Origin of the sequence: Rickettsia akari str. Hartford (assembly GCF_000018205.1) — a bacterium.
Taxonomy (GTDB): domain Bacteria; phylum Pseudomonadota; class Alphaproteobacteria; order Rickettsiales; family Rickettsiaceae; genus Rickettsia; species Rickettsia akari.
In genome coordinates, this window is the sequence record NC_009881.1 from 1,107,553 (window position 1) to 1,124,742 (window position 17,190).

A 17,190-nucleotide genomic window follows, 5' to 3' on the forward strand; every position below is an offset into this window, starting at 1 on the left:
CTCAATATATTATGATATTTATCAATATTTGTGATGTCGGGAAATTAAGTATATGGATTCCTATCGTTTTGTTTAATTCTGAATATCTAGAACCTTCTTTTAGCTGTCCAACGTATAGCTTTGCCCAATAATATAAAGCCATTTTATCATAATTTGCTTCATCCGTTACGTGAATTTCGATATTAAATATTTTACCGCTTTCGCCTTGAGCTTTAATATCTAAAACAGAAAGCTTATCATTTAAAAAACTCTTTAGATTATATGGATTAAGTATAGTTACTTCTTGTACCTAATTTTCCTTGGTTACTATCCAATTAATAAGCGATATTAATAAATCTTTGTTTCCTGCTACTCCAAAGATTTTCTTAAATGCCAGATCTACTCTTAGATTAACTCTATACATAGTTATTTTTTCAAACTCTCTACCACAAAATGCATAATACTGCCGTGCCGTATATAATTTATCTCATTATCCGTAAATATTTGCAATATTAAATCGATTGTTCTTGTTTCGCCAGTTTGTTTTTTTATCACGCATTTAACAGGATTATAAGGCTTTATTTGTTCACTTAAGCCTATGATATCAATAGTTTCTGAACCGTCTAACTTTAAATCTAATCTTGTATTATTGCCCGTAAAAGTTAGCGGTAAAATACCCATACCAACTAAATTTGAACGATGTATTCGCTCAAAGCTCTCGGCAATCACTGCCTTTACGCCAAGCAGTTGCGGACCTTTTGCCGCCCAATCTCTAGACGAACCGCTACCATATTCTTTACCGGCAAAAATTACTACCGGTACATCATTAGCTTTATAGTCCATAGCCGCATCGTAAATAGTTTGCTGCGTACTACTTAATTGGTTTATGGTAAAGCCACCTTCTACTACCTTACACATTTCGTTTTTTATACGTGTATTAGCAAATGTGCCACGCATCATCACTTCATGATTTCCTCTACGTGATCCGTAAGAGTTGAAATCTCGAGGCTCTATATGATAGTCCGTTAAATATTTAGCAGCAGGGCTGGTTTTACTAATACTTCCTGCCGGCGAAATATGATCGGTAGTAATAGAATCACCGAAAATTGCTAGAATTTTCGCAGATTTTATATCTTTTATACTATTCTTGCTGCCTATATCCTCAAAATAAGGCGGATTATTAATATAGGTACTATTCTTACTCCAGTTATAAGTAGCACTATTAGTAACCTCTAGACTTTGCCACTCTTTTGTTCCACTAAATATATCGGAATATTTTTCTATAAACATAGAGGAATTAATTGAATTTGCAATAACTTCATCTATCTCTTCTTTACTTGGCCAAATATCTTTCAAATAAATATTTTTTCCTATTGGTTGTCTATTTAAATCTATATTAAGAGTGCCGCTAAGTGCATATGCTACGACTAAAATAGGAGATCCGAGATAGCTCGCTTTAGTAAGGGGATTAATTCGCCCTTCAAAGTTCCTATTACCCGATAAAACGGAAGCAATAACTAACCCGTGTTTATTGATAGTTTCCTCTATTTCCGGATTTAAAGGACCAGAATTACCGATGCAAGTAGTGCAGCCATAACCTACTAGATTAAACCCTAGCTCATCTAAATATTTATCAAGACCGCTAAGCTTCAAATATTCCGTTACGACTTTTGATCCAGGAGCAAGAGAAGTTTTAACCCAAGGCTTTACCTTTAACCCATGTGCTAGTGCTTTTTTGGCAAGAAGTGCTGCACCAATCATCACGCTAGGATTTGAAGTATTAGTACAACTAGTGATCGCTGCAATGACCACATCACCGTGACCGATTTCGTAATTCTGATTTGCTACAGCATATTTTTTATCAATACCTTTACTTTCTATACCGAAATTCGGCAATTCATGTTTAAAACTACTTGCTACATCGGTTAAATTTACCCTATCTTGCGGACGTCTTGGCCCAGCAAACGAGCTATGTACCGTAGATAAATCCAGCTCTAAAATTTCGCTATATTCTGCCTCATGCTCAAAATCATACCAAAGATTCTGCTCGGTTGCATATTTCTCTACTAATTTGATTTGTGCTTTTTCTCTACCCGTTAGCTCTAGATATTTTATCGTTTCTTGATCAATCGGGAAAAAGCCACAAGTAGCACCATATTCAGGCGACATATTAGAAATAGTAGCACGGTCGGCAATCGTGAGGTTTTTCAAGCCCTCACCGAAAAACTCAACAAACTTACCTACTACTTTCTTTTTCCGCAACATCTCAGTAATGGTTAAAACTAAATCGGTTGCTGTAGATATACCTGTTAATTTTCCTGTTAGTTTCACTCCGATTACTTCCGGCAAAATCATAGTAAGCGGCTGACCGAGCATTGCAGCTTCTGCTTCTATTCCCCCAACTCCCCAACCAATTACCGATAGTCCATTTACCATAGTTGTATGGCTATCAGTTCCAACTAAACTATCAGGATAAGCAAGTCCGTCTTGATGCCACACGACTTTTGCTAAATATTCTAAATTTACCTGATGACAAATACCCGTACCAGGCGGCACTACTTTAAAATTATTAAATGCCTGCTGCCCCCATTTAAGAAATGCATAACGCTCTATATTACGTTTCATTTCCATTTGCACGTTTTGATCGAATGAATCCTTAGCTGCATAAGAATCAACGCTTACTGAATGATCTATTATCAAATCAACAGGAATAAGCGGATTAATTTTTAACGGATCGCCTCCTATTTTCGTCATCGCATCACGCATAGCAGCCAAGTCTACAATAGCAGGCACACCGGTAAAATCCTGCATCAAAACTCTTGCCGGCATAAAATCTATTTCTGCATCGGATTTTTTAGTGTTCAGCCATTCTTTAAATACAAGTAAGCTTTCTTTATTACCACTGGTACGTAGCACGTTTTCACATAATATTCTTAAACTGTATGGTAGCTTTTTTAAAGGAAGTTCGATATCGCTTACCGCTTTATTTATATCATAAATTTTGTATAAACTATTATCGACTGATAACTCTTTTATATATTCTGAATTATGCACTTTTGACATTTGTTTCTCACTTGATATTCGTTATGTTAGTAACATCGACGACTATGTCATTCCTGCGTAGGAAGTATAAATACAGTATACTTTTAAAACTACAAGCTCGATTTATCTTGGATTCCCGCTTCCGCGAGAACGACATAAAAACTAGAAATAATTATTACAATAATCTTATCCCAAAACGTAGATTTTTCAAACAAATTAATGTTGTTCTGATAAAGGTTTTTGAAGCCCCTGAAGCTTGGTTGCTATCTCGGCTTCACTTAAATTCGTAACGTTAATAGCCGTTTCTGTGGCTATGTTAACATAACTGCCCGTTACTTCGGTTACACCGCTGGACACAAGATAAGTAATTTGTGGGTTGTATATATCATCTATATAAACCTGTACTAAACCGGCTTTTAAACTAACGATCATCGTAGCGTGATTCGATAGCACACCAAACATACCATCCTCACCCGGTATTGTTACCATTTTAGCTTGCCTTTCCAATGCAATACTTAAAGGAGTAATTATTTTGACTAAAATTGTTTCGTTCATAGAATAATATAGTAAAATTACTATGTCATTACGAGGAGCGAAGCAACGTGGCAATCCAGAAAAATAATAAAAAAAATGCTATAAATTAGCATTTTTACTGGATTGCTTCACCAATTACTTTGTAATTTTCCTTGCAATGACAGGACAACTGGTCCACGTAACAATGCCACGTGGGAATGACATAAACATTACTTCAAAATCTTTGCTTTCTCAATAGCCTCGTCTATAGTTCCGACCATATAAAAAGCAGCTTCCGGTAAATCATCATATTTACCCTCTACCAATCCTTTAAAACCTGCGATAGTATCAGCTAGATTAACAAATTTGCCTTCAGATCCGGTAAATACTTCGGCGACATGAAAAGGCTGTGATAAGAAACGCTGTATTTTTCTAGCACGCGACACGGTTAGTTTATCTTCTTCGGACAACTCATCCATACCTAAAATAGCAATGATATCCTGCAACGATTTATAAGTTTGTAAAACCTGCTGTACTTGTCTTGCTACGCTATAATGCTCCTCACCGACAATCATCGGGTCAAGTACCTGAGAATTACTATCTAACGGGTCAACTGCTGGATAAATTCCAAACTCGGCTATCTGACGGCTAAGTACCGTTGTAGCATCGAGATGCGCGAAAGAAGTAGCAGGAGCAGGATCAGTTAAATCATCCGCCGGTACATATATAGCCTGCACTGAAGTTATTGAGCCGTGCTTAGTAGAGGTGATACGCTCTTGTAGTTCTCCCATATCGGTAGCAAGAGTAGGCTGATACCCTACCGCTGACGGAATCCTACCAAGCAGCGCCGATACTTCAGAACCTGCTTGAGTGAAACGGAAAATATTATCCACGAAAAACAAAACATCTTGCCCCCCATTCATATCTCTAAAACTTTCCGCAATGGTCAGACCGCTTAACGCAACTCTTGCCCTTGCTCCAGGCGGCGCGTTCATTTGTCCATAAACAAGAGCTACTTTTGAATTTTCCGGTTTCTCAAGGTCAATCACACCCGAGTCAATCATTTCATGGTAAAGATCATTACCCTCTCTAGTTCTCTCACCGACTCCTGCAAATACCGTATAACCTCCATGTGCCTTAGCTACGTTATTAATAAGCTCCATAATTAACACGGTTTTACCTACACCTGCACCGCCGAATAATCCTATCTTACCGCCTTTAATGTAAGGAGCAAGTAAATCAACAACTTTAATACCGGTTACTAATATATTACGCTCGGTTGACTGATTGGTAAAATCAGGAGCAGACTTATATATAGCAGAAATATTTGAGCTTTTAATGTCTCCTTTACCATCAATCGGCTCACCTACAACATTCATAATACGCCCAAGCGTCTCAGTACCTACAGGAATACAAATAGGACTACCGGTATCCATTACTTCTACACCCCGCACTAATCCTTCAGTAGAATCCATAGCAATACAACGCACCGTATCATCACCTATATGTTGGGCTACTTCCAGCACTATCCTTTGTTTATCGTTATAGCACTCTAGAGCATTTAAAATTTCCGGTAACTCACCGTTATTCGTAAATTTTACATCCACCACCGCTGAAATAATCTGAGTAATTTTACCGATATTTTTTGTCATAATTTTTTCTGTTAAGATAATGTTCTTACATAGTTACCAATGTCATTCCCGCGCGTAGGCGAGAATGACATAATACACATATCTACACCGCCTCAGAGCCGGCTATAATCTCTATCAACTCCGTAGTAATAATAGCCTGTCTTGATCTATTCAACTTTAAAACTAATTTACTTATTAAATCATTAGCATTATTTGTTGCATTTTCCATAGCGGTCATTCTAGCTCCCTCTTCACTTGCTCTACTTTGTAGTAAAGCATAATTTATTTGGGAACTCACATATAAATTAATTAGATTAGAAATTAGATTTTTCCCCTCATACTCATAATGGTCATTCTCTATTTTAGAATCATCATGATATTTTTCTACCGGTAAAACCTGTTGTCTAGTCATAATTTGAGTCATTGCGTTCTTGAATTTATTAAAATATATAACACAATTACTAACTTCTAGATTTGCGACTAGCGACATAATTTTTTGTTTTACTTGCAGGATCAGATTTTCAGCATGAATTTTTGGTAACTCAAAATAACTATCAATATAACTTGCATATTGCATTTTTAGTGCTTCGTAACCTTTTTTTCCTATAATGATAAGCTTTATTTGTTCACCTTTATTTTCTAACTCTTTAATATCATACTTAACTTGCTTAATTATACTGTAATTAAACGTTCCACATAAACCACGCTGTGATGTCATCACTATCAATAAAGTTGCTTTATTCGGTATAGTATTAAAGAATTTCTGCTCTTCTATAGAGAGCTCATACATATCAATTGATACTATATCGGACATCATTTTACTAATAGCCTCAATATAAAAATTTGACTTGGCTATTTGACTTTTTATTTTCGCCATTTTAGAAGCTGATACTAATTGCATTGCTTTAGTAATCTTTTGTGTAGATTTAACGCTTTTAATTCTAGTTCTTAATTGCTTTAAATGTGACATATAGTTTTTTGGTTTTCTATTGTCACCCCGTGGCTTGTACCTGCGGGGTCCAGTATTTTTAACTTATTTTACTGAATGCCGTGATCAAGTCACGGCATGACACAATAGGCTTTTACGAAATTCTCTAAAAATGCTTTTAGTTTCTGCTCTGTTTCTTCGGTTATACGTTGCTCATTTTTTATTGATTCCAAAATATCTTTTTTATTTAATCTTATCTCCGTAAGCATTTTATCTTCAAACTCTTTTACTTTCTGAAGCGGTACATCATTTAAATATTTCTTAGTTCCGACATAAAGACTTATTATTTGTTCTTCTACCGGCAAAGGACGATATTGAGCTTGTTTTAATATCTCAACTAATCTTTTACCGTGATCGATTTGTGCTTTAGTAGCAGGGTCTAGATCCGATCCAAATTGCGAGAAAGACTCGAGCTCTCTAAATTGAGCAAGTTCTAGCTTTACCGAACCTGCTACCTGCTTCATAGCCTTTATTTGTGCTGCAGAACCAACACGGCTTACTGAAATACCAACATTAACGGCAGGTCTTACACCTTTATAAAATAACTCACTTTCTAAGAAAATTTGACCGTCGGTAATTGAAATAACATTCGTTGGGATATAGGCAGATACATCACCTGCCTGCGTCTCGATTATAGGAAGAGCGGTAAGTGAACCATTGCCTTTTTCCTCTGACATTTTAGCAGCTCGCTCAAGCAATCTTGAATGCAGATAGAACACGTCACCGGGATATGCTTCTCGCCCTGGAGGTCTTCTAAGTAATAATGAGATTTGTCTATATGCGACGGCATGCTTACTTAAATCATCATAAATAATAAGTGCATGCATACCATTATCACGAAAATATTCGCCCATACTACAGGCAGAATAAGGGGCAATGAATTGAAGAGATGCAGCTTCCGAAGCAGTAGCCGAAACAACGATTGTATAGTCCATTGCTCCGGCATCTTCTAGTTTTTTTACTATCTGTGCAACGCTTGATCTTTTTTGCCCAATAGCTACATAAATACAATAAATTTTATCGCTTTCATTAGTAAGTGAATGAGCTTGTTTTTGATTAATAATAGTATCAACCGCTATCGCTGTTTTTCCGGTTTGTCTATCACCGATTATTAATTCTCTTTGTCCTCTACCTATCGGAATTAACGAATCTATAGCCTTGATTCCGGTTTGTACAGGTTCGCTTACACTCGTTCTTTCTATTATTCCCGGAGCTTTCATCGCGATATGTCTGTACTCTTTACTCGCAATATCGCCTTTGCCATCAATAGGGTTACCAAGAGCATCAACAACACGACCAAGCAATGCCTTTCCTACCGGTACTTCTAAAACTTCTTTAGTTCTTTTGACATTATCTCCTTGCTGTACTTGGTTATCATCGCCCATAATTACAGCACTGACGCTATCATTCTCCAAATTTAAAACAAGCCCCTTAACACCGGATTTAAACTCTACTACTTCACCAGATTTTACATTAGCAAGACCATAAATTTTAGCAATACCGTCACCTACCGAGATTACCTGCCCTACTTCTTTAATCTCACTTAAGCAATTAATATTAGCTATTTCCTTTTGTAATATTTCAGCTACTTCAATAGGCTTTAGTTTCATGTGGGATGACTCCTAATTACACGTTGTCATCCCGTGGCTTGACCACGGGATCCAGTTAAAAATGACAAATAATATACAGCTTTAGATTGCTTATGGGTCCCGTGGTCAAGCCACGGGATGACAATAGTACTCAAGCAGCAATCCTAACTTTCTTTAAAGTTTTCGTTATTTTTTCTAAACTACCTTTTATTGAGTAATCTTGCAGCATACTATCATATTTAATTACAATACCGCCAATAATAGTACTATCTATATCAAATAATATTTCTGTTTTTTGATTTAATTCTTTTTCTATACGAGATTTAATCCACTCCTGCTCTTTAGGTTGTAACTTATTTGCAGAAATAACCCGAACTATCTTTATGTTTTTACTTTCATATAGTAAAGCATTATAAGTATCTACTATATTAGATAAAATAGCAGTACGAGAATTTTTTACCAATAACAATAAAAAATTTTGTACTATTGTGCTCATTTTGATATTTTTTGCTAACGAATTTACTGCGTTAACTTTGTCGTTCTTATTTACTATAGGAGAAAATAGGAACTCTCTAATATCAAAATTATCGGTAATTATACGATTTATAGCGGTAATTTCTTCAAAGATTTTATCTTGTATGTTATCAACCACAGCATTATTAAATAACGCCACTGCATAATTCTTGATTAAATTATCTTTGTTCATACATGTACTACCCTATCATAAGCAGCGAGTACTGACTCGTGCATCATTTCCGATAAAGTCGGATGTGGGAAGATAGTATTAATTAAATCCAACTCTGTTGCTTCTAAATTTTTTGAAACCACATATCCTTGTATTAATTCTGTTACTTCCAAGCCTATCATATGAGCACCGAGCAACTCACCAGTCTTAGCATCAAATATAGTTTTAATTAAGCCATCGCTATCACCAATTACTAAAGCCTTACCATTAGCCATAAAAGGAAACTTACCGATTTTTAATTCATAACCCAAAGCTTTTGCTGCTTCTTCTGTAAGTCCGACGCTTGCTATTTGCGGCGAAGAATAAGTGCAACCCGGTATATTATGCTTATTGATAGCATAGGGTTTTAAGCCCGCTATGCTTTCTGCTGCAATAATACCTTCATGGCTTGCTTTATGAGCTAAACAAGGCACTCCTGCTACATCGCCTATAGCATAAATTCCTAGTTCTGCAGTTTGCATTAATCCGTTAGTAACTATATAACCATTTTCTACTTTAACTTTGGTTTTCTCTAGTCCTAAACTTTCTGTATTTGCAGTAATACCTACTGCCATAAGTAAGATTTCAGCTTGTAATTTTTGTGTTTTACTGGATAACTCTAGCTCCACTTCTATCTTATCTTTTGATTTTGTTTGCTTAATTAATTTAGCATTTGTAATAATTTTTATTCCCTTTTTCTCAAAATTCTTATGAGCGATTCCGGAAATTTCCGTATCTTCAGCAGGTAATATTCTATTATGTGCCTCAATTACGGTAACATCCACACCAATACTATTATAAAATGAAGCAAATTCTATACCTATTGCACCTGAACCAACAATAATCATAGATTTCGGCACATGACGCGGTATCATAGCTTCTTTTGAAGTCCATATTTGCTTGCTATCAGGCTCAAAACCTTTTAACACCCTAGATCTTGCTCCGGTAGCTATAATAATATTTTCTGCTTTTACTGTAGATTTATTATTGATATTTACTACCTTATTTCCTGCAAGACTTGCTACTCCGTCTATCACGGTAACTTTATTTTTTTTCAACAGTAACTTAACGCCACCTGCAAGCTTATTTGAAATCTCTCTTGAACGCTCAACTATTTTCTTAATATTGATTTCAGCACCTTCAGAATCAATTCCATAATCTTTAGCGTGCTTTGTATATTCAAAAACCTCAGCAGACTTAAGCAGGGATTTAGTCGGTATACACCCCCAATTAAGACATACCCCTCCCAAATGTTCTTTTTCTATTAATACAACTTTTTTCCTTAATTGTGCCGCTCTAATTGCTGCAACATATCCACTGGGACCACCGCCTATGACGGCTACATCATATTGTTCCATTTTATTTTTGTTTTGTTTATATTGTAATCCCGCAACTTGATCACGGGATCTAGATTTTGATTTTTTTTGATCCCGCGATCAAGTCGTGGGATTACAAGTATCACTAAACTATACTACTCTGCAACATCCATCTGTTTTTTTCATGCACCTTAATCCGTCCAATAATCATATCGGCTGTACCCTCATCGCCCTCTGCTTGTGCTACTTTGAGTCCCTTATATAAGGTATCTCTAATAATATCTTGATCTTTTGTTAGACTTTTAAGCATTTCATTTGCTGTTACGTTTGGATTTGCCTCATCTATAGATGCAAGTTTTATTAAATTTGACAATGCTGGGACTTTAGCACCTAAACTTCTCACTCTCTCAGCAAGTTCATCTAAGCTTTCAGCTAAATCTTCATATTGTACTTCAAATAATAAATGTAGACTTCTAAACTCCGCTCCTTCTACATTCCAATGATAATTCTGTGTTTTAAAATATAAAGCATAACTATCTGCTAAAATTTGTTCTAAAGCTTTTACTACTTGCATAATATCCCTCAAATTTTTATGAACTTTTTGACTTTATAACATTTCTTTAGATACTTCAAGAGATAACAGGGTTTATATAAATTCCTGATATATTTCTTTTCTGTGTTTGATTACAATAATAATTACCGTAGCTGTTTCTTGTTCAATACGGTATATAATACATTAATCACTTACTCGTAGTATGCTATCACCTTTCAAACTATAGCATAAATTGCACATTTGATAAGAGTTTTTGCATTGGAGGAAAGCATTGGGATATGCCTATTTGTTACTTCTTCTAGATAACGTATTTTGTAATTCATTTCCACGCTTCTTCGCGAGAGTAAGTTTGAGCATTCTCTTTATCAAGCTTTTTAGCAATTTTTGACAGAAACAAATCTTCTATCATTTCAAGAGCTGCAAGTGTTAATTCTCTGACTAAACTCGATAAAGATTTATGTTCTTGAATTGCTAAATTACTAAGCAAAGTGGCAATTAACCTGCTCAATAAGCAACATTAACTCTTGGACTTTGAGACATATAGACTTATTTTTATTGATTAGTATTATCATTGTAACACTTTTACATCACTCAAACAATAAAATTATCAATTCAGACTAAAATTCCAATAATTATGTATTAAATATTAATTTTTATTAGTAATTTGTTGACTACATTTGTACCACTTATAATTTAAAACTTAGGGATAGAACGACATGAATCACATATTACACTTTGCGTTAACTACCGTAGCAAGAACCACTAATACAATAAAAACAATTGGTGGTCAAGGATACCACGTGCTTAAAATTGGACATAATGTGGCCAGTTACTATCTAACTACTACCCTTAGTTTAATTGAGCAGACTTGCCATAAAGAGAATATATTAACAATTCTGTGTAGTAAAGGAATTGAATTATTAAATACTGAAACAAGACATTTTGTATTTGAAGGCATGTTCAAAATAAAGGAAGTATTAACTGCAAATAAAGCTATTATTACAGCGATTAATGATAATGGGGAGACTATACGGGATTATATATTGCACAAACAATGTGATAAGACTTATATATATGAGGAACGCTTGCTTAAAATATGTCAAGAAAATCTTCAAGAAAATCTGACCATTGATGGTATACTTAATATCGCAGGGGATAATAACACTATTATAGAAGATATTAAAGGGTGCGAAATATTTGAAGTAGAGAAAGAAACTGCTCTACAGGCGATTCTCTCAGAAATAAAGGATTTAATATCTAACCCGATATCTAGCACTACTCAAGCAAGTGATATTAGTACAACCGAGGGATGGACAGAGTCCATAACAGAATATTTATCGGAAATTGCGAATAATGCAATCAATAACGCAATAACAAATTCTACTGCCGAAATTTCTGAATCAATCTTTTCCAATAACACTGAAAGTTGGACTGAAATGGGAGTAAATTTAATTACTAACACCGTAGCAAACTTTACTAATAGCACTTTTAATACAACTGACAACTCTCAAGACAATATGTTTGATGAGCGTGATAACGGTAATTCCTTAGTTACATACATAGGCATTGGTACAGCTGTAGCTGCATCCATAGTTGTTGCAATATGTGCGGGAGTAACTTGGTATTGCGTTAGAAGTAACAACACAAAAAAAGCTAAATTAAAACAATATATTGAGGAAATTGAAGCTGCAAGAGCTGCTGCTATAGCTGAAGATCCACTTGCTGCTAACGCTATTGATGAGCATGATGATCATACTACGATAGAGATGACCGGACTCTCCTATGAAGACGCAGATAATCCTGTATAAATCACTTAGATTCTTGTTTTTGAATCAACCACCAATAGCAAATTCACTGTTGGTTGTTCCTCGAAAATAAAAATTGAGTTTATTTTCACTCTTTATTTATCAGTTCTTTTAGCTTTTCTTTCGCTATTTCTTTAGCACGTCGTCCTGCATAAGAATCATAAGTTTTATTATCTTCAATGAAATGTACACAAAAAACTGTTCTGTCATTTTTTTGTAGCCAACCTATAAACCATCAAATTTGTTTATATTCTAACTTTATTGCTCTATCTCGGCTAAGTTTATTACCGATGTCTGTTTTACCGTAAAGCTTCCAACCATCTACAACATCTTCAATAAATAAGATATTTTTAGTCATTTCCTGAGCTTGAACGCTTACAGGCAATTTATTATCTGCCAGTTTTTGAAGAAAAATTAATTGTCCTTCCGGTGAAATTTCTAAAGAACTAGAAGCAATGCATTAGTTAAACCGTTATTCTTTCCTTTATCTCCTAAAATATCATGATTATCATAATCAAATTTTGTTACATAATTACGAAATTTTGCAATACCTAATTCTTTGGTAATAACCTGTGAATACCAAAGACAGCTATTCTTCATCAAGTCTTTAGGAGTATGGGGGGGCTGTTTCCAAACCTCTAGCATATCAGCATCACCATCTTTAAAAGGTAATTTTGGACGAGTTTCATCAATTAAAAACCCATCATCATAACCCATTAAACTTATAGCAATTTTAAATGTTGAGAATGGAGCACAACGAGACTCGCACTTACCTGCCCGTTTAATAAATTTATCATTTTCTTTAACTAAAAAACAATCAGCTTTAGTTATAAAAGGTATAGTAAGTGATATTACGACAGTTAGATATAAAACAATTTTTTCACATAATTAAAATTCTGAATAAATAAGCAGGTAGCTTTGTTGTATACGATGTCATGCCCGCGGAAGCGGGAATTACATCGGCTTAAACAAGTATACAGTTTAATAAATCTCTTGAGACTGATCTCCCTTACTCGGTACATAATCAAAAATATCATTATTATCTTGCGTATCAATCATATCTTCATTCTCAAGCATCTGAACATTATTTACTTTAAATGCTTCTATAACAGTGCCGTTTGGTGTAATTGTACCGGTTGCTCTATCTACGGCGATTAGCTTAATTGAATCGGGCACTTTGAAAGGCAGCGATGACTCATCCTTATAAGCATTACTCATAAAATCAATAAAAATCGGCAATACTACGTTTGAACCTGTTGCTCTTTTTCCCAGTTCTTTCGGTGTATCATAACCAACATAACTGCCAACTACTATCTTAGGCGTAAAACCTATAAACCATGTATCTTTACTATAATTACTAGTACCGGTTTTTCCACCGATAATTTTTCCTAACTTCTTCGCAGCATAACCGGTTCCTCTATCTATTGCTCCTGTTAAAAACGAAGTAATTTGATAATTGCTAGCTTCATCCGTAACTCTATAAATACCTTCTTGCGGTATTTCTAATATTGCGATATCTAAATTGGCGTCCGAAACATTACAAGAAAGACATTCTCTATCATCTCGCCTATAAATAATTTTACCGTTACGGTCTTTAATTAATTCTACAAAATGAGGTTCAACTTTTTTACCACCGTTAGCAATAATTGCATAAGCATTGGTCATTCTGCTAAGTGTAGTTTCAATTGAACCAAGGACCATAGAGTAAACCTTTTTTGGTTCACTATTAATACCGAATCGCTTAATTATATCAACGATTTTTGTAAGTCCTACGGCAGCTGCTACTCTGACCGTTATAAGATTACGGGATTTTTCAAAACCAGTACGCATAGTGATTTCACCCAAAAACTTACCTTCATAATTTTTAGGACGCCAACTAGGCATCCCAGGACCTTGCGCAATCTCAATAGGCCCATCGTTAAAAATCTGATTCGGCTTAATACCATTTTCAAGAGCTGCTAGATAAACAAAGGTTTTACTCAAAGAACCGGGTTGACGAAGTGCTTGAGTTACTCTATCAAATTTACTTGTGGAAAAATCATAACCCCCGACGCTTGCAAGTACCTGCCCGGTATTTGGATTCATAACCATAATAGCACCGTTTACTTCAGGGATCTGACGCAAAGCATAAAGAGCATCTTTTACAGGTTCAACTACTATCACATCACCTTTTTTAAGTAGAGCCTTAACTGATTTAAGATTACTTCTTGTCCATTTCATTTCAGCAATAGGAATCCTAGATTTATTACCGTCTATAAGTCCAATCTCTGCATGATTATCGGCCACATCCAGAACTACAGCTAATTTATACTCTAAAAGCGATGGAGGAGTCGGTAGTTTTTTTATCTCCTCTTGCCAATTATCAACAGGAATATTAGCTATAGGCTTTCTAAAACCACGTCTTCTATCAAACTCCCTGAGACCTTTTCTTAAAGAGTTTTCAGCTAATTGCTGCATCTTTGCATCCAAAGAAGTAATAATAGTAAGACCTCCGGTATAAAATTCTTCCTTACTATTTAACATCCTAATTACTTCTTCTCTGACCTGTGCTACATAATAATCTGCCGTAACAGTTTCTTCTTGAGCTCGTTTACGTAAAACTATCGGGCTATCCATAGCTTCTTTCGCAGCATCTTTTGTTATATAACCATCTTCAAACATACGTCCTATTACGTAATCACGACGAGCTTTTACTCTAGCGTAATTTCTCGCTGGATTAAGTTCGGAAGGGGCTTTAGGAAGTGCTGCAATAAAAGCTGATTCTGCAATGGTAAGTTCCTCTATGGATTTATTAAAATAATTTTGTGCAGCCGCCGCAACGCCATATGCACCACGACCAAAGAATGTTTGATTAAGATATAATTCTAAGATTTGATCCTTAGTAAATACTCTTGAAATCATATAAGAAAGAATCGCTTCTTTAATCTTACGTTCAAGAGAAACCTCATTAGTTAGTAGAAAATTTTTAACCACTTGCTGAGTAATAGTAGAGGCGCCTTCCATACGCCTATGATGTAGATAATTAGATATGTTTAAAAATGTCGCTCTAACTATTCCAAGCAAATCGACGCCCGGATGGTTATAGAAATTCTTATCCTCAGCTGCGATAAAACTTTCTATTAATGAAATCGGTACGCTATTAATCGGTACAAATACACGACGTTCAAAAGCGTACTCCTCCATTAATTTACCGTCACGAGAATAAATACGCGTTACAGACGCTGGATAATAACGTGCAAGTTGTGAGTAATCAGGTAAATCACGTGAATAGTGATATATTATATACCACACAACCGCACAACCTATTAGAATAAGTACGGCAAAAATTTTTAAACAAAAAAACAGAGATTTATACATGAATTATAATATTTCGCCGGTTAAACTATTAAGTGAAGCTTTAGTAATTTTTACATCAATGATTTTACCAAGTAAAGATTTATTAGGGTTTTGGATATATACAGACTGCATATATATAGTTTTACCTATTATTTGATCATCGAATTTACCGCTACGATCAAATAGAACTTTTATAGTACTACCGACACAACTTTCATTACAAGCTAATTGCTGATCCATGAGTTCTTTTTGCAATATAGTTAATCTCTCTGATTTTATATGTTCAGGTATTTGGTCGGTTCTAGTTGCACCCGGCGTACCGGGGCGTGGGCTATATTTAAACGAATAGCACTGACCGTATTTTACTCTCCGGACCAAATCTAAAGTATCCTCAAAATCTTCATCTGTTTCACCAGGAAAACCGACAATAAAATCAGAGGATAAAACTATATCAGGCCTTGCTTCTCTTAAGCGATTAATTATATCAAAATAATATTCCCGATCATGTTTGCGGTTCATTGCTTTTAATATTTTATTTGAACCTGACTGCACCGGTAGATGTAAAAACGGCATTAATTTAGGCTCAGTACCGTGCAGTTGTATTAGATCATCTGTCATATCTATCGGGTGCGATGTCATATAACGCAATCTCTCTAAATTTGGAATTTGTGCTAGATGTTTGAGTAAATCGGCTAAACTAAATATTTTATCTGCAGAACCTTTCCAGTTATATGCATTTACATTTTGTCCAAGTAGCATAATTTCTTTAGCACCGCCGCTAACTACTTGTAATGCTTCTCTGTAAACCTGTTCTACGTTCCTTGAAAATTCAGCTCCTCTTGTATAAGGTACTACGCAGAAAGTGCAAAATTTATCGCACCCCTCTTGCACCGATATAAAGCTACTAGCTCCTTGCGGATATAATTGTTCCGGTAAATTATCAAATTTCGCTTCTTCAACAAAATCAAGATCGATTAAATGTTTTGCGTGTCTAACGATTTTTGAGATTAATTCCGGTAGGTTGTAATAAGATTGCGGACCGACAACAATATCGACATAAGGAGTTCTTGTAAAAATTTCTTCTCCCTCTGCCTGAGCAACACAACCTGCTACAACTATTATTGCAGAGTTTAATCCTTGTTTTTTTCTCGTATCTTGTAGTTTCTTAATACGACCGAGTTCAGAATAAGTTTTCTCGGCTGCTTTCTCTCTGATATGACAGGTATTTAGGATAATAACATCAGCTTCTTCAATATTTTCCGTAGGTTCATAACCAAAAGGATAAAGCAAATCTTGCATCTTAACAGAGTCGTAAACATTCATCTGACATCCGTAGGTCTTAATATAAAGATTCTTACTCATAAAATTTTTAATATTATAAAATGTTCTATACTATATTTAGGTACTTTTATCAAATTTTAAATAAACCGCAAACACTATCCATCTGCTCTTCTTAACTTAATTAATTAATCTACTAGAGAAATTTTTTCTCCTATTAGTGTATCTATATAATCTTGCACTTTTGTGTGTAATTTTACTAAAGCTTGATTTGGAGTAGTAATACAAATCACACTCTCTTTTTTATGTGCTTTATCTTTTATTTTCTTTTTTGCCATATTAGTAATACTTTATAATGAATAGTATTGTTATCAAATAAGGATAAACATACCATATTATTTTTTACTTATCAATTCAGCCAAGCTTTAAGCTAACT

14 protein-coding genes and 2 pseudogenes are annotated in these 17,190 nt (G+C 35.0%); 1 reads left to right on the forward strand and 15 read right to left on the reverse strand.

The window, feature by feature from the left end; translation table 11 throughout:
- Position 1: 1 nt before the first annotated feature.
- The 10 genes and pseudogenes from A1C_RS08925 to A1C_RS05560 all read right to left on the reverse strand — a co-directional run bounded on the left by A1C_RS08925 (position 2) and on the right by A1C_RS05560 (position 10,843).
- Positions 2-403 (reverse strand): annotated as a pseudogene (locus A1C_RS08925) (Rpn family recombination-promoting nuclease/putative transposase).
- Between the two features lie 2 nt (positions 404-405).
- A complete protein-coding gene (gene acnA / locus A1C_RS05520; RefSeq protein ID WP_012150096.1) occupies positions 406-3,042 on the reverse strand; it encodes an aconitate hydratase AcnA in 2,637 nt (878 codons plus the stop codon).
- Between the two features lie 195 nt (positions 3,043-3,237).
- On the reverse strand, positions 3,238-3,576 hold the full coding sequence (locus A1C_RS05525) for a F0F1 ATP synthase subunit epsilon (RefSeq protein WP_012150097.1): 339 nt from the start codon (positions 3,574-3,576) through the stop codon (positions 3,238-3,240).
- 188 nt (positions 3,577-3,764) lie between these two features.
- Entirely contained in the window at positions 3,765-5,186 is a 1,422-nt protein-coding gene (gene atpD, locus A1C_RS05530) for a F0F1 ATP synthase subunit beta (RefSeq protein ID WP_012150098.1), read from the reverse strand.
- 82 nt (positions 5,187-5,268) lie between these two features.
- Positions 5,269-6,135: an ATP synthase F1 subunit gamma gene (gene atpG / locus A1C_RS05535; RefSeq protein ID WP_012150099.1), complete on the reverse strand. Its 867-nt coding sequence runs from the start codon at positions 6,133-6,135 to the stop codon at positions 5,269-5,271.
- Positions 6,136-6,224: 89 nt separating this feature from the next.
- Positions 6,225-7,763 carry a F0F1 ATP synthase subunit alpha gene (gene atpA / locus A1C_RS05540; protein WP_012150100.1) on the reverse strand — a complete coding sequence of 513 codons (1,539 nt, stop codon included), beginning with the start codon at positions 7,761-7,763 and terminating at the stop codon, positions 6,225-6,227.
- Between the two features lie 130 nt (positions 7,764-7,893).
- A complete protein-coding gene (gene atpH, locus A1C_RS05545; protein ID WP_012150101.1) occupies positions 7,894-8,448 on the reverse strand; it encodes an ATP synthase F1 subunit delta in 555 nt (184 codons plus the stop codon).
- The gene (lpdA, locus tag A1C_RS05550; RefSeq protein WP_012150102.1) at positions 8,445-9,824 is read right to left on the reverse strand and encodes a dihydrolipoyl dehydrogenase; all 1,380 of its coding nucleotides are present in this window, start codon (positions 9,822-9,824) and stop codon (positions 8,445-8,447) included. The genes atpH and lpdA overlap by 4 nt, the downstream gene beginning before the upstream one ends.
- 103 nt (positions 9,825-9,927) lie before the next feature.
- Complete coding sequence (locus A1C_RS05555; protein WP_012150103.1) at positions 9,928-10,356, reverse strand: Dps family protein; 429 nt, start codon at positions 10,354-10,356, stop codon at positions 9,928-9,930.
- A gap of 298 nt (positions 10,357-10,654) precedes the next feature.
- Positions 10,655-10,843 (reverse strand): hypothetical protein, encoded by a 189-nt coding sequence (locus A1C_RS05560; protein ID WP_012150104.1) that lies wholly within the window; start codon positions 10,841-10,843, stop codon positions 10,655-10,657.
- A gap of 208 nt (positions 10,844-11,051) precedes the next feature.
- Here A1C_RS05560 and A1C_RS08930 point away from each other — a divergent pair, with 208 nt between their 5' ends.
- Complete coding sequence (locus A1C_RS08930) at positions 11,052-12,143, forward strand: hypothetical protein (protein ID WP_012150105.1); 1,092 nt, start codon at positions 11,052-11,054, stop codon at positions 12,141-12,143.
- Positions 12,144-12,228: 85 nt separating this feature from the next.
- Here A1C_RS08930 and A1C_RS09325 read toward each other — a convergent pair.
- The 5 genes and pseudogenes from A1C_RS09325 to A1C_RS08265 all read right to left on the reverse strand — a co-directional run bounded on the left by A1C_RS09325 (position 12,229) and on the right by A1C_RS08265 (position 17,092).
- Positions 12,229-12,525, reverse strand: a pseudogene (locus tag A1C_RS09325) (penicillin-binding transpeptidase domain-containing protein).
- 53 nt (positions 12,526-12,578) lie between these two features.
- A complete protein-coding gene (locus A1C_RS08935; RefSeq protein WP_332239179.1) occupies positions 12,579-13,016 on the reverse strand; it encodes a penicillin-binding transpeptidase domain-containing protein in 438 nt (145 codons plus the stop codon).
- 105 nt (positions 13,017-13,121) lie between these two features.
- Positions 13,122-15,497, reverse strand: a complete 2,376-nt coding sequence (locus tag A1C_RS05580; RefSeq protein ID WP_012150106.1) for a penicillin-binding protein 1A — start codon at positions 15,495-15,497, stop codon at positions 13,122-13,124.
- 3 nt (positions 15,498-15,500) lie between these two features.
- On the reverse strand, positions 15,501-16,838 hold the full coding sequence (gene miaB / locus A1C_RS05585) for a tRNA (N6-isopentenyl adenosine(37)-C2)-methylthiotransferase MiaB (protein WP_012150107.1): 1,338 nt from the start codon (positions 16,836-16,838) through the stop codon (positions 15,501-15,503).
- A 104-nt stretch (positions 16,839-16,942) separates the two neighbouring features.
- Positions 16,943-17,092, reverse strand: a complete 150-nt coding sequence (locus A1C_RS08265) for a hypothetical protein (protein ID WP_012150108.1) — start codon at positions 17,090-17,092, stop codon at positions 16,943-16,945.
- Positions 17,093-17,190: the final 98 nt, after the last annotated feature.

Excerpts from the sequence above, each read along its gene's own strand:
- acnA (WP_012150096.1), bottom strand. The coding sequence starts at position 3,042 with ATGTCAAAAGTGCATAATTCAGAATATATAAAAGAGTTATCAGTCGAT.
- A1C_RS05525 (WP_012150097.1), bottom strand. The coding sequence starts at position 3,576 with ATGAACGAAACAATTTTAGTCAAAATAATTACTCCTTTAAGTATTGCA.
- atpD (WP_012150098.1), bottom strand. The coding sequence starts at position 5,186 with ATGACAAAAAATATCGGTAAAATTACTCAGATTATTTCAGCGGTGGTG.
- atpG (WP_012150099.1), bottom strand. The coding sequence starts at position 6,135 with ATGTCACATTTAAAGCAATTAAGAACTAGAATTAAAAGCGTTAAATCT.
- atpA (WP_012150100.1), bottom strand. The coding sequence starts at position 7,763 with ATGAAACTAAAGCCTATTGAAGTAGCTGAAATATTACAAAAGGAAATA.
- atpH (WP_012150101.1), bottom strand. The coding sequence starts at position 8,448 with ATGAACAAAGATAATTTAATCAAGAATTATGCAGTGGCGTTATTTAAT.
- lpdA (WP_012150102.1), bottom strand. The coding sequence starts at position 9,824 with ATGGAACAATATGATGTAGCCGTCATAGGCGGTGGTCCCAGTGGATAT.
- A1C_RS05555 (WP_012150103.1), bottom strand. The coding sequence starts at position 10,356 with ATGCAAGTAGTAAAAGCTTTAGAACAAATTTTAGCAGATAGTTATGCT.
- A1C_RS08930 (WP_012150105.1), top strand. The coding sequence starts at position 11,052 with ATGAATCACATATTACACTTTGCGTTAACTACCGTAGCAAGAACCACT.
- A1C_RS05580 (WP_012150106.1), bottom strand. The coding sequence starts at position 15,497 with ATGTATAAATCTCTGTTTTTTTGTTTAAAAATTTTTGCCGTACTTATT.
- miaB (WP_012150107.1), bottom strand. The coding sequence starts at position 16,838 with ATGAGTAAGAATCTTTATATTAAGACCTACGGATGTCAGATGAATGTT.
- A1C_RS08265 (WP_012150108.1), bottom strand. The coding sequence starts at position 17,092 with ATGGCAAAAAAGAAAATAAAAGATAAAGCACATAAAAAAGAGAGTGTG.